Annotated in this window: 10 protein-coding genes; 4 read left to right on the top strand and 6 right to left on the bottom strand. The window is 73.7% G+C overall.

Going from position 1 to position 12765, the window contains the following annotated elements; translation table 11 throughout:
• Positions 1 to 21: 21 nt before the first annotated feature.
• Both IW245_RS13425 and IW245_RS13430 read left to right on the top strand, forming a co-directional pair.
• Positions 22 to 888, top strand: coding sequence for a WXG100 family type VII secretion target (locus tag IW245_RS13425; RefSeq protein WP_197003511.1), 867 nt, complete (start codon positions 22 to 24; stop codon positions 886 to 888).
• 25 nt (positions 889 to 913) lie between these two features.
• On the top strand, positions 914 to 1213 hold the full coding sequence (locus tag IW245_RS13430; RefSeq protein WP_197003512.1) for a hypothetical protein: 300 nt from the start codon (positions 914 to 916) through the stop codon (positions 1211 to 1213).
• A 44-nt stretch (positions 1214 to 1257) separates the two neighbouring features.
• Here the strand turns inward: IW245_RS13430 and IW245_RS13435 are convergent, their stop codons facing one another.
• From IW245_RS13435 to IW245_RS13445, 3 genes are read right to left on the bottom strand one after another with little or no spacing between them, the layout of a single operon-like run.
• Complete coding sequence (locus tag IW245_RS13435; protein ID WP_197003513.1) at positions 1258 to 5730, bottom strand: FtsK/SpoIIIE domain-containing protein; 4473 nt, start codon at positions 5728 to 5730, stop codon at positions 1258 to 1260.
• Entirely contained in the window at positions 5727 to 7076 is a 1350-nt protein-coding gene (locus tag IW245_RS13440) for a hypothetical protein (RefSeq protein WP_197003514.1), read from the bottom strand. Before IW245_RS13440 ends, IW245_RS13435 begins: the two co-directional genes overlap by 4 nt.
• Complete coding sequence (locus IW245_RS13445; RefSeq protein ID WP_197003515.1) at positions 7073 to 7642, bottom strand: sigma-70 family RNA polymerase sigma factor; 570 nt, start codon at positions 7640 to 7642, stop codon at positions 7073 to 7075. Before IW245_RS13445 ends, IW245_RS13440 begins: the two co-directional genes overlap by 4 nt.
• Positions 7643 to 7866: 224 nt before the next feature.
• Here IW245_RS13445 and IW245_RS13450 point away from each other — a divergent pair, with 224 nt between their 5' ends.
• Entirely contained in the window at positions 7867 to 8142 is a 276-nt protein-coding gene (locus IW245_RS13450; RefSeq protein WP_197003516.1) for a tetratricopeptide repeat protein, read from the top strand.
• Positions 8143 to 8213: 71 nt separating this feature from the next.
• On the opposite strand, the gene IW245_RS13455 is transcribed toward IW245_RS13450, so the two are convergent.
• The 3 genes from IW245_RS13455 to IW245_RS13465 all read right to left on the bottom strand — a co-directional run bounded on the left by IW245_RS13455 (position 8214) and on the right by IW245_RS13465 (position 12352).
• Positions 8214 to 8627, bottom strand: a complete 414-nt coding sequence (locus IW245_RS13455; RefSeq protein ID WP_197003517.1) for a Rid family detoxifying hydrolase — start codon at positions 8625 to 8627, stop codon at positions 8214 to 8216.
• Complete coding sequence (locus IW245_RS13460) at positions 8624 to 9679, bottom strand: class I SAM-dependent methyltransferase (protein WP_197003518.1); 1056 nt, start codon at positions 9677 to 9679, stop codon at positions 8624 to 8626. Before IW245_RS13460 ends, IW245_RS13455 begins: the two co-directional genes overlap by 4 nt.
• A gap of 90 nt (positions 9680 to 9769) precedes the next feature.
• Positions 9770 to 12352: an ATP-binding protein gene (locus tag IW245_RS13465; protein WP_233472999.1), complete on the bottom strand. Its 2583-nt coding sequence runs from the start codon at positions 12350 to 12352 to the stop codon at positions 9770 to 9772.
• A 198-nt stretch (positions 12353 to 12550) separates the two neighbouring features.
• On the opposite strand from IW245_RS13465, the gene IW245_RS13470 reads away from it, so the two are divergent.
• Complete coding sequence (locus tag IW245_RS13470) at positions 12551 to 12754, top strand: hypothetical protein (RefSeq protein ID WP_197003519.1); 204 nt, start codon at positions 12551 to 12553, stop codon at positions 12752 to 12754.
• Positions 12755 to 12765 lie beyond the last annotated feature (11 nt).

Genomic DNA, 12765 nt, shown 5'->3' on the forward strand with positions numbered 1-12765 from the left:
ACACCGGGACGGAGGCGTCAGATGCCGGACTTCGCGATCGACTACGGCGTGCTACACGCGGCGCGCAAGGACCTGCACGACCTGGCCGACCGGATCGGACCGCACCTCAAGGACAGCGCGTTCGCGCAGGTCGGCGGCGACTACGGCTCTGACACGGTGTTCGGGGACACCGGGCTCGCCACGGCGTTTCGGGCCCTGTACCGCACTGCGCGGCACCCGATGGACAAGGCCGACGAGGATTTGCGCCAACTCGGAGACATCTTCGGCTCGGTGGCCGACGGCTACTTCGACGTGGACGCGCAGATCGCCAACGGGATGGGCATGATGGGCGCCAGCCTGGGCCTGGACGAGTGGAAGGACAAGAAGGCCGCCTGGGACTACCTGCAGGCACACCGCTCCGAGTGCGTCGCCGGCCCCGACGGCGCGATGCCCGCGTTCTGTTCGGCCACCGACCCGGGCCGGCCGCCCACGGACTTCACGGTCAACACGGCCAGCGGCTCGGTCACCACGCACCTGACCCTCGACGACCACAACAACGTGATCAAGGAGGAGACGACGGTCGTGGCCGGCGACCAGCACTACACGTCCACGACGACGTACACGCCGGACGGCAAGTCGCAGACCACGGACACGACGTTCGCCGACGGCAGCACCACGCACTCGGTGACCACGAACGGCGAGCACGGGTCGTCCGTGACGGACACGACCGACAACTCCGGCTCGCACACCCACACCGAGATCACGCTGTCGGACAACGGCGGCGGTTCCATGGTCACCACCGAGAACGACGGCACGAAGACCGAGTACACCCGGCCCGACCGGTACGCGCCCTGGACCAAGGTCGAGCCCCCGCCCGATTCGTCGTCCTACGACTACATCGGCTACTGAAACACCCCCATCCCTAAGGAGCGTCATGCCCAACATCTCCCTGGACTACGAGAAGATCGACGCAACGTCCGGCCGGCTCGACGCCGCCGTGCGCGACATCCTGCCCATGCTGGAGACGCTGCGCACCGACGTGTCCAACCTGCTGGAGGACGGCCTGGTGTTCCAGCAGTCCAGCCCGGCGATGAAAGAGTCCTACGACAAGTTCAACACCAGCCTGCTGGGCGCCATCAAGGGCATCAACGACTTCGCCAAGCAGTTCCGCGACATCCGCACCTCGATGGAGGAGATGGACGGGGACATGGCCGGCAAGATCCGCTCGGCCTGAGGTCATGCCGGGGCCCGCGACCCTTTCCGGGGTACGGGCCCCACTCACCCCCGCAGCGTGGTGCGAGGCACCTGGACCGCCATCGCCGCCCCGGCAGTCCCGCCCGTGTAGGCGCGCCCGGTCGGCACGGTCGCCCGCACCTGGCTGGTGGACAGCCGTACCCCGATCACATCCCCGTCGGTCGTGGCCCGTGGGCTCAGCAGCAGCCCCCGGCGGGCCCGCCGGGCGGAACTCACCCAGCTGCCGAGCGCGACGGACACCGCGTCCAGGGGCATCGCGAAGACGAGGGCCTCGCCCCGGTCGCGGCCGGACGCGGCGACGTCGCGCAGCACCTTGTCGGCGGCCGGCTGCCCGAGCAGGTCCGCGTCGTCGATCAGCACCACCCGCGGGCCGGGCAGCGCGTCGAGGGCGGCCCGCACGTCGTCGGCGGACGGGTCGGGCTCGGCGAGCAGCCGCACCCGGTCGTGCTGGCCGAGGCCGCGCAGCGGGGAGTCGCGGGGGGTGAGCACGACCAGGCCGGTGCCCCCCGCCAGCAGGGACACGGCCAGGCAGGCCAGGGTGTTGCTGCGCCCGGTGCCCGACGCCCCGCCGATCAGGAACGCCGAGGTGGTGGCCAGGTCCACGCCGAGCGGCGCCCCGTCGTCGTCGCCGACGCCGAGCAGGCCCCACAGTGGGCGGCGCAGGTCGACCGGCACCTGCTCGTACACGTCGGTGAACTCGACCATGTTGGGCAGGCCCGCCACCGGGAACGGCCCGCGCCGGCCCGCGGTGGCCCGTTTCCCGATCCGGCGCAGCGCCTCGGACTGGGCCCTGCCACTGTCATCGGCGTCGAGGAGGGCGACCTGCGTCTCGGTCCGCGACAGCACGTGCCAGCCGCGCCCGTTGGCGATGTTCGCCGGCACCTTGCTCGGCATCAGCCCGACGAGCTGGTAGTCGTTGCGGTCGGTCTGGCGCAGCAGCAGTTTGTGGTCGTTGTGCGCGGACAGGCGCCCGCCGAGCAGGGCCCGCTCCGAGGTGGCGATCAGGTGCAGGCCCACGGCGGCGCCCTCCCGGGCGAGCCGGGTCACGTCGGTGAGCAGCCGGCCGTGGTCGTACTCGTCGAGGACCGGGGCGAGCGCGTCCCAGCCGTCCACGAACAGCAAAAGGTGCGGGGGGCGTTCGGCCGGTGGGAGGAGTTGGCGGAGTTCGACCAGGTCGGCGCAGTGCGCAGCCGTGCACGCCTCCTGGCGGCGGGTCAGTTCGAGGCTGAGGCGGCGCAGGAGACGGTCCATGCGCTCCATGTCGTGGCGGGACACCACGGCTCCGCAGTGCGGCAGGCTCTCCAGGGCGGCCAGGCCGCCGCCGGCCGCGTCGATGGCGTACATGTGCACGTCGTCGACCTTCGCGCGCGCCGCCGCCGAGCCGGCGATGGTCCGCAGCACCTGGGTGCGCCCGGAGCGGGGCGCGCCGATGACGTAAAGGTGCCCGAAGGAGGCCAGGTCCACGGTGGCCACCCGGCGCTGCTGGAGCTCGGGCACATCCTCCAGGGCGTACGGGATCAGGGCCGGCAGGCTCGGGTGCGCGCCGTCCGGCCGGGCGACGTCGGGCAGTCCGGCGAGCAGCACCCGTTCCTCCAGGGCCGGCAGCCAGGGGCTCGGCTGGGGCGCGAGGTCGTCGAGCCGGCCGGCGGCCTCGGCGATGGCGGCGACCAGGGCCTGCAGATCGGTGGGCGCGACCGGCCCCGCAGGGCCCGGGTCGATCTCGACGGCCGGCAGGTCCACGGGCCGTCCGAGCCGGTTCCAGGACAGCTCCACGGACCGGGCTGCCAAACGGCGGACCGGCGCGTCGGCGTCCTCGGCGGGCCGCTCGGCGCCGACCCAGGCGGACTGGAACGGCACGGCGTTGCGGTGCCCGTACCGCACGAGTGCCCGCCCCGGGGTACCCGGCGAGATGTGCACCGCCTCAGACGTGTCGATGATGTCCTGGCTCTCCACCGCGTCGGTGACCCGCAGCGCGATCCGCAGGTTGGTGTTGGCCTTGATGTCGGGGGTGACGGACCCGGCCGGCCGCTGGGTGGCCAGGACCAGGTGCAGGCCCAGGGACCGGCCGCGCTGGGCGATGCTGATCAGGCCGGGGACGAAGTCGGGCACCTCGCGGACGAGGGTGGCGAACTCGTCGATGACGAGCAGCAGACGCGGCAGCCGGGGCAGGTCCGGCTCGGCACCGCGCTTGGCCCGGTAGGCGGCGAGATCTTTGACAGCGGCGTCGGCGAGGATGCGTTCGCGGCGGCGGAGTTCCGCGCCGAGGGAGTCCATGGCCCGGCCGACGAGGTGCGCGTCGAGGTCGGTGACCATGCCCAGGGTGTGCGGGAGAGCCTCGCACTCCCGGAAGGCGCTGCCGCCCTTGTAGTCGACGAGCACGAACGTCAGCTCGTCGGGCCTGTTCGTGGCCGCCAGCGAGGCGATGAACGCCTGGAGCAGCTCGGATTTGCCCGAGCCGGTGGTGCCGGCGACCAGGCCGTGCGGGCCGTCGCGGACCAGGTCCAGGGCGAGGGGGCCGTCGTAGCCGGTGCCGAGCAGGAACGTGGTCGACGCCGGCTGCCGCTGCCAGCGGGCCAGGAGCCGGACCGCGTCGGGCGGCTCCTGGTCGAGCAGGTCGAGGAGTCGCACCTCCGAGGGCAGGCCCACGTCGTGTTCGGGGCTGACGTCGCGCAGCGGGGCCAGGGCGCGGGCGACCTCCTCGCACCAGCCGGCGCCGACCAGATCGGCGCGGATGCCGGGGAGTTCCGGGGTGCCGCCCCGGCGCAGGGTCAGGGTGGTCTCGGCCACCGCGACGACGGCAGCGCACTCCTCGGGCAGGAGCCGTTCCTGCTGGTCGAGGCACACGCTGAAGATCCGGACCCGGGGCCCGTCGGCGAACACCTGCACCATGCCGGGCACGTCGCGCAGGTGCCGGGCACCGTCGGCGATGACGAGGATGTCGGGGTCGGTGAACATCGCCCGACCCATGGAGGAGCCCAGCACCCGGTCGCGGGCCTGGAGCTGGGCGACGAGCTCGTTGACCCTCTGGGCGATGCTCTCCGGGTCGTTGCCGACGCTGACCACCGGGCCGGTGGACCCGGCGGCGCGCAGGTGCGGCAACCAGCGGGCCCAGTCCCACTCCGCCGCCCGGGACGGGTCGGTCAGCAGGACCACACGAAGGTCGCGGGGACTGTGCAGTACCGCGGCCTGGGCGAGCAGCCAGCGGGCCAGGGCCAGGACCGGCTCGTCGGGGCCGGCGAGGCCGATCACGCCGTACTCGGGCAGTTCCAAGCCGACCGGCACGTCCGGCACCGTCCAGCGCACGGTGCGGTGGTTGTCGTCGCGGGCCGGGTCGTCGACCTCGGTCACGGACGGCAGATCCACGGTGCCCAACCGGAGCAGCAGATGGTCGGGGTCGCGGCGGCGGCGCTGCCAGAGTTTGCCGCCGGGACCTGTGGCGACGAGGCCCACGGTGGCCGGGTCGGGGCCGGTGAGGGAGCGGACCTCGCGTTCGTGCTCGACGTCGTCGCGGACCTGCCGGTGCAGGGTCTCCAGTTTCTCCTGGTAGCGGCGGGCCGCCTCCTCGTGCTGGCGGCGGTTGGTGCGCCGGCCGACGACCCAGTTGCTGACCGCCATGACCGGGGTGAACAGGATGAACACCAGATAGAAGTACGACCGGAACACCCCGACCATGACCAGGCCGAGGATGACCGGGGCGAACAGCATCAGCAGCGGGAACGGCGCCCTCGAGGTGCGGGTCGGCGGGGTGGGCAGCCGGATGCGCTCGGCCTCCAGGTGCGGGGCGATCCGGGGCGGCCGGTTGTAGTCACGGCTGAGCCCGTCGGCGGACTCGGTGACAGCCGCGTCGGCCTCCACCGGCGCGACGACCCGCAACAGCGCGGCCCCGACGGCGACGTCCGTGCCCTCCGGCCACGCGGTGCCTGGCCCGTCCGCGCCCTTCTCCGCAGTGCCGGCGTCCGCGTCGGGTGGCAGCACGACGGCCGCCCGCACGAGACCTTCCACGCCCGGGTCCAGCTGCCACGACACCGCCCCCGACACGGCCACGGTCACCCACAGGCCGCGCGCCGGGGTGTCCTCCCCGGTCAGCAGGATCGCACAGCCCGGGTCGGTGCCGACCTCGTGGCTGCCGGCGGTCAGTTGCCACGTGCGGCCGGCGTCAGGCCCGGACACGAGGTGCAGCTCGGTGAGCACGGGCGCGGGCACCGGCGGCCCCGTGCGCGCCGCCGCGGCAGGTTCAGCCGGGCCGCCGAGGCCGAGGACGCTGCCGGCCCGGATCCCGCTGCCGGCGACCGGCCGGCCCGGTTCCAGGGCGGCGCCACCGAGATAGAGGGGCCTTGCCTGGCCGGGACCGAGGTAGGCCCGCAGTTGGGTGGCCGGTTCCCGTTCCCGGCCGAGGGCGGCGCTGAGTTCGGCGACGGTGCAGCCGAGGGGCACGTCGATGAGGTGGTCGCGGCGGGAACCGTCGGTGTGGTCGACGGAGGTGACGGTCAGGTTCATGGGGCTCCCGCCTCCGCCGCTCCACTGTGGGGCACGGGTTCACGCGCCGCGGAGACCCCCGTGTCGCCGCCCCCCGGTTCGTCGTCGCCGTCGGCGTCGTCGAATGGCTGCGGTTGTATGCCGCCGTGCCCGGCAGGGCGCGGTCCGATGTCGCTGCCGCCTCCCGGCGCGGGATCCGGCTCCGGCAGCGCGACAGCGCCTCGTGCGGGGATCCCCACCGGCCCGCGCGCGGGAAAAGGCTTCCGTTCCGTCCTGGGGCGCGCGGCACGGGGCGGGCGCGCCGGGGATGTCTCATCCGGCGGCGCGAGAGCGGATACCGCCAGCTCGCTGTCCGGCTCGTCGAGGATCACCGGTGGCGCGGCGGAAACCGGGCCGCCGGGCGGGGCCGCCGGGGGCAGCGTTCCGATGAGGCCTGCGACCACGCGCGGCAGTGCCGACAGGTCGGCCGTGAGGTTCGTGTCCAGCACCCGGACCCGCCCGACGCGGTCGGCCTCCAGGATCCGGGCGTAGCCGCGAGGCTCCCCCAGCACGAGCAGGAGCGCGCCGCCGGGCCCGGCCGGCGGTACGGTCTCCAGCGCGCCGGGCAGTCCCGCACAGACCGCGACCGCAGGCGCGCCGGCCGCGGCCCTGACCCGGGCAGCACGCCAGGTGGCATCGACGGCCTCGCCGGGGAAGAACCGGTGCACCCCGTCGGACACGAGCACCGAGCCGGCTGGGAGCCGTCCGTCGAGCTGGGCGGCCACGGCCTGGACGAGGGCGCGGGCGGTGCGGGGGTCACCGACGGCCGCCGTGAGCGGGGGCCCGTCGGCGAGGTCGAGCAGGACGAGCAGCCCTTCCCGGTAGCGGTCATCGAGGCCGACGACCGCGAGGAGGGCCGTGCCGTCGCCTTCAGGCTCGACGGCCAAGGCCGGCCGGTCGGCCCACCACAGCCGAGGGTCATCCGAGTCGGCGGTCCACGGGCCGTCAGGCTCGGGCGGGGTGCGGCCGGCGAGGGCGACGCCGACGGTGCCGGAGCCGAGCAGGACCGCGTACGGCCGGCAGTCGGCCCCGGCCGTGCGCGTCGCCACGGACAGCAGCGCCCGCTCGGCGTCGGGCCAGGCGGTGCCGTCGGCGAGGAGCCTGCCGAGTTGGCGACGTCGGCGCAGGTACTGGACCTGCCGGGTGACCGGGGCGGCGAAGGCGCGCAGGGTCGCCCGGGTCTCGTGCCGGGCCCGGCGGCGCACGACTGGCCAACCCCCGGCCCGGCGGGCCAGCCGGTGGGCGAGGACCGCGACGAGCACGAGGAGCCCTGCCAGGCCGAGGAGGGTGCTGATGAGCTGCCGGTGGGCGGCCAGTACCCCCGTCACCGCTGGTCGCTCCGGAGGCGTGGCCGGCAGTGGGCGGGGTCCGCGGGTCGGCGAAGCCGGTAGCCGGTATCGCCGAGGTCAATGGCATGGCGCAGAGCGGCGAGCGCGTTGTGGGTTCGGGACCGGACCGTGCCTCGGGGGATGCCGAGGGTGGCGGCGACGTCGTCGCCGGCCCGGTCGAGCAGGTGGATGTGCGCGAGGATCTCGCGGTGCGCCGGCCCGATCCGGCGCAGGCCGCCGACGAGCAGGTGTCGGTCCGCCACGGCCTCGGCCGGGTCACCGTCAGCCGCTCGAAACGCTTCGGGGGCGATGCCGACCGGTATGGACCGGTCGCGGCGGCGCAAGTCGACCACGAGGTTGCGAGCGACGCGAAACAGCCACTGCCGGATGGGCCGGGCCTGCCAGTCGAGCTGGTCCGCGTGCAGCCAGGCCCGCAGCAGGGCCTCCTGGACGATGTCCTCGGCGACGTGACTGTCCGCGGCCAGCAGCGAGGTGACGTAGCGCAGGAGCGGGCCCCGGGCCGCGACGAGGTCGCCGGTGAGGTTCGCCGGGGTGCGTCCGGGCACGTCGTCCCCCCTCCACGTCCAGAGGAGGTCGCCACCGCTGTGCCTGGCGTCCTCCTTCGATACTCCGCGTGCTGCGCGCGCGGTCTCCGAGAACGTTACCGGCGGGTGCGGTAAGCGCCGGGTGGCGCGAGATGAACACAGAATGTCCACTAGGTATCTATTTTCAACCACAAAGGACATCAAGCCTGCGGTCCGATAGGGGATGGGCGGGTGAGCCGGCCGGGGTGCCTGCCCGGCCGGCTCCTAACGCCTACCGTCGTGGGAGCTGGCTGGGGGCGGCGTGGTGTCGTGCCGTCCTCGGCCCCGACCACCCCAACACCCTCACCACCCGCGGCAACCTCGCCGGCAAGCGAGGAGAGGCCGGAGACCCGGCCGGCGCGGTCACCGCGTTCGAGAACCTCCTTCCCGACCGCGTCCGCGTCCTCGGCCCCGACCACCCGCGCACCATCGCCACCCGCTACAGCCTCGCCCGATGGAAGGCGCGTGAGGTTCGCCGTTGAGTGGCCACCCAAGTGGACACGTCGGTGAGGGCAGGAAAGCGAATACCCATGATCCGACGCCCCGGATGGCCTCACAGACCCCGATCGTGAACCGGCGATGCCGGATTCCCGGTGGTAGCGATCGCTTCGATGGAGATGAGGATCCCGTCGGGCAGCAGCACGTTGGCCGGCGCGGACCGGGCGGGAGCGGGATCCGACATGTGCCCGGCGTAGATCGCGTTGATGGTCGCGAAATCCGCCGGATCCGTGTAGAAGATGGTCGTCTTGACCACCGTGGACAACGACGCGCCCGCCGCGGTGAGGATGGCGCCCAGGTTGCGCAGCGCCTGCTCCGTCTGGGCCTCGATCCCGTCGGCGAGCAGCCCGGTGACCGGGTCGGTGCCGATCGTGCCGGAGCAGAACACCAACCCGTTGGCCACGATCGCCTGGCTGTACGGGCCGATCGCCGGCGGCGCGGCCCCGGTGGACACTGCGGTCCGGTTCACGGTCGGGCCTCGTACACGAGGTTGAACGGCGTGGCGGCGACCCTGCGGAACCGGGTGAACCCGGCGTCGGCGGCCAGTCGGCGGATCGGTTCCTCGCCGGCCTGGGCGCCGAGTGAGTATCCGCCCTCCTGGGACAGGGCGTTGGGCACGCACAGGAACGTGGAGAAGGAGTAGTACACCCGGCCGACCGGGTTGAGGTTGTCTGCCACGGAGGCGCCCGCGGCCGGTTCGACGATCATCCAGGTACCGTCGTCGGCCAGCTGGGAACGGATGTTGACGGCCGCGCCGAGCGGGTCGCCCATGTCGTGCAACGCGTCGAACGTGGTCACCAGGTCATAGGGGCCGCCGGCGAAACTCTGCGCCGGCGCGACGGTGAAGCGCACCGATGTCGCGAGGCCCAGGTGCTCGGCGCGTTCGCGGGCCTGGTCGACCGAGGCGTCGTGGTAGTCCGATCCGACGAACATCGACGCCGGGAAGGCACGGGCCATCAGGGTGGTCGACGCGCCGTGACCGCAACCGACGTCGGCGACCCGGGCCCCGGTGCGCAGCTTGTCCTCCACGCCGTCGAGCGCGGGCAGCCACGAGCTGACCAGGTTGGCGCCGTAGCCGGGGCGGAAGAACCGCTCGCAGCCGGCGAAGACGTCCCCGTCGTGGCGGTGCCAGCCCACCCCTTCGCCGGTCCGAAACGCCTCGGTGATCTCCGGCTCCGCCTTCAGCGCGCCGAGCGCGAGCTGGAACGCGCCGGGGACGAAGACCGGGCCGTCCGGGTCGGTGAGCGCGAACGCCTGCTCCTCGGTCAGCCGGTAGGTGCCCGTCGGGGCGTCGTGCTGCACGTAGCCGCCGGCGGCCTGTCCGCGCAGCCACTCCTCGACGTAGCGCGGCGAGGTGCCGGTTGTCGCCGCCAGCTCGTGGGGTGACTGCGCCCCCGCCGCCAGGGCCTTGTACAGCCCCAGTTTGTCGCCGATCACGATGCTCCCGGCGGCCATCGTGGCGCCGAGATCTCCGACGAACGTGTTCAGGAAAGCCATCAGGCGGCCCTCATCCAGTGCCATTGAAATCCTCCTCGGATTCGGTCTGCCCCAGTTCTACGGGCGCACCGGCACCTGCCGCCTCGGTAGTCGCTACCGAGCTGCGGGCTGACGCTACCGAAGTTTGAGGAGTCCAAGATCGGCGGCGCGCTCGGCGGCGGCCTGGCGGGTACGGGCGCCGAGCTTGGTCAGCACCGCTGCGACGTGGCTCTCCACAGTGCGCACGGAGACGACGAGCAGGCGCGCGATCTCGACGTTGCTCGTCCCCTGGGCCAGTAGCCGCACGACCTCGAGCTGGCGCTCGGTCAGGCCGGCCGGGTTCCCCCGGGTCGAGGCGGCCGGGCCCCGGGGCACCCGGGTCCCCAGGTCCCGCAGCCGGGCCCGGACCAGTCGGGCGAGCGGCCGCGCACCCAGCGCGTCGAGCACGGCCAGCGCCGTGAGCTGGTCGTCGGGCTCGGGGCTGGTGGCCAGCGCCATCGCGTACTCGTACCGGCAGCCGGCCGTCCGCCACGCCTCGGCCGCCTCGGCCCACCGGCCGTCGGCCAGCAGCGCGTACGGGTGCTCCAGGCCCCCTCGTCCGACGGTCCGGCCCGCGCGGCCCAGCCAGTACGCCAGCTCGGCCCGCTCGGCCACGGTGCCGAACCGGCCCGCCAGTTCGTACGCCTCGGTCAGCTCTTCGAGGGCCGGATCGGCGCCGGGGTCGAGGGTGCCCGCCTCGGCCAGGGCAGCTGCGGCCGGGGTGACCCACTGGCTCTCGCCCAGCCCGATGCCCATCCGCCAGGCCTCCCGCAACGTTCCCACCGCCGCAGGGTCGCCCCGGCGCAGTTGGGCGCGGCCGAACACGGTCAGCGCGGCGCAGCGCACCGGCGGAGAGGCGTCGAAGGCGTGCTCGGCGGCTGGTGACACCTCGTCCCAGTCCCCGGTCATGAAGTGCAGCGACGCCGCGGCCACCTGCAGGTACTGGAAGTACATCAGGAACTCCGACCGCTCGGCGAACTCGACGCCCTCGGGCAACAGGCGGCGGGCGACATCGAGGCGCAGACGGGCCAGGCTCACCAGGGCCAGGTTCACGTACGCCCGGCACGCGTGCTCGGGCTCGTCGGCGTCGAGCGCGACCCGCAGGCTCTCCTCGAAGGTGGTCAGCGTTGTCGGGTCACCGAGCACGTCCTGCGCCATGGCCAGGTTGTTCAACGCGTGCGACCGGATCGCCGGGTTGTCCCGGCCGAGCACGATGGCCCGTTGCGCCAGGTCGGCGGCCTCGGCGGCCCGCCCCGCCAGCGCGTGCAGCTGGGCCTTGCCGCTCAGCGCCATGGCGAGCAGTTGGTCGTCGCCGGCGGCCTCGAGGACGACGACCGCCTCGTCGGCCGCCGCGTTCGCCTGATCCGGGCTTCCGGCCCACCAGCAGATCCGCGACAGCCAACGCAGGGCGGCGCCCAGGGCCAGCGGGTCCGTGCCGCGCCACAGCTCGACCGCGCGCCGCTGGGCCGCGACCGTCTCCTCGGAGGGGGCCCCGATGGTGTAGCTCTCGACGGCCAGGCGTTCCCACAGCTCCGCCTCGTCCGGCGGGTCGAGTACCGGCTGCTGGTCGAGGACCAGTCGCAGGTGCGCCACCGCCTGCCGGTGCGCCCCGGCGTCGGCCGCTTCCCGGGCCGCGGCGGGACCGTACTCCAGGATGACGTCGCGGGCACCGGCCTGTGCCGCGTGGTGCACCACCCGCGACACCTCGATGCCGGGCCGGGCCAGCAGGGCGGCGAGCACGCCGCGGTTGGCCGCCTCCCGACGGGCGGCCGGCATCGAGTCCACCACCGCGCGCCGGGTCAGCTCGTGGCGGAAGCCCACCCGGCGCGGTGTGACCCGCAGCAGGCCGCGCTGCTCGGCGGGGGCGAGCAGCGCCAGGCTGTCGGGTTCGAGTGCGTCGACGAGCCACCGTTCCACCGCCGAGGGCACCACGGCGAGACGTTCGAGGACGGCGGCACTCGCCGGGTCGAGCTGCGCCACCCGGGCCGAGACCGCGTCGGCGATCGTCAACGGCACCGCCGCGGCGTCCCCGCCGGCCAGCAGCTCGGTGACGAAGTAGGGATTGCCGGCGGTCACGGCGAAGACCTCGTCGGCGTCGACGGCGCTGGCCTCGCTCAGCTGGCGCACCGCGGCCAGGCTGAGCCTGGACAGTCGCAGCCGGCGGACCCGCTCGGCCCGGGAGGCGACGCCCAACAGCTGCCGCAGCGGATGGTCGTCGACGAGTTCGTCGTCGCGGTAGGTGAGGACCAGGACCAGCGGCAGCCGCGCGGCCCTGCGGATCAGGTAGCGCAGCACGTCGAGGGTGGCCTCGTCGGCCCAGTGCACGTCCTCGACCGCCAGGACGGTCGGCTGGCGCTCCCGGTCGAGCTCGGCGCGCAGCGTCTCCAGCACCTCGGCCCGGTCGCCGCGCTCCAGCGCGCGGGTCAGCGCGGTTCCGACGCTGCCGATGAGGTCACGCAGCGGGCCGAGCACCCTCGGCGTCGCGAGGTCGTCGCAGTACCCCACCAGGAGCCGGCCGGCCGCCGGCAGAACGGACCGGATGCCGTGGATCAGGCTCGACTTGCCGATCCCGGCCTCGCCGGACACGAGGAGTACCGAGCCGGATCCGGTGCCCGCCTCGCGCGCGGCGGTGGCCAGCGTGGCCAGTTCGGCCTCGCGTTCCAGGATGGTGGTGTTCACTGGAGGATTCTGCCAGAGGCCACCGTCCCCAGTGCACCGTGCGTGGTCGCCGGGGGAACGCCCCCGGCCGCCATTCGGATCGTCGGACCCTGCCCCGGGAGCCGCCCGTAGCCTGCGCGGCTATCCGTGGACCCGGCGGGTGTTGACCGTGGAGATTCTGGCCTCCCGCCCCGCCAGCCGGGCTGCCACCATGGACGCATGACAGTCTGGAAGCTCGTGCTCGGTATCGTGCTGGTCCTGCTGGGCGGCCTGTTGACCCTGGAGTTGCTGGGCTACGTCGGCGGCGGCTTCATGACCGGCTCGAGGACCTGGGAGGAGATCGGCCCGTACGTGGCCATGACCGGCCCGGTCATGGCCATCTCCGGCCTCGTCCTCGCGTTCACCGCCCGCCCGCGCGCCTGAGCCGCACACCA

It is taken from the genome of Longispora fulva, from assembly GCF_015751905.1.
Taxonomy (GTDB): domain Bacteria; phylum Actinomycetota; class Actinomycetes; order Mycobacteriales; family Micromonosporaceae; genus Longispora; species Longispora fulva.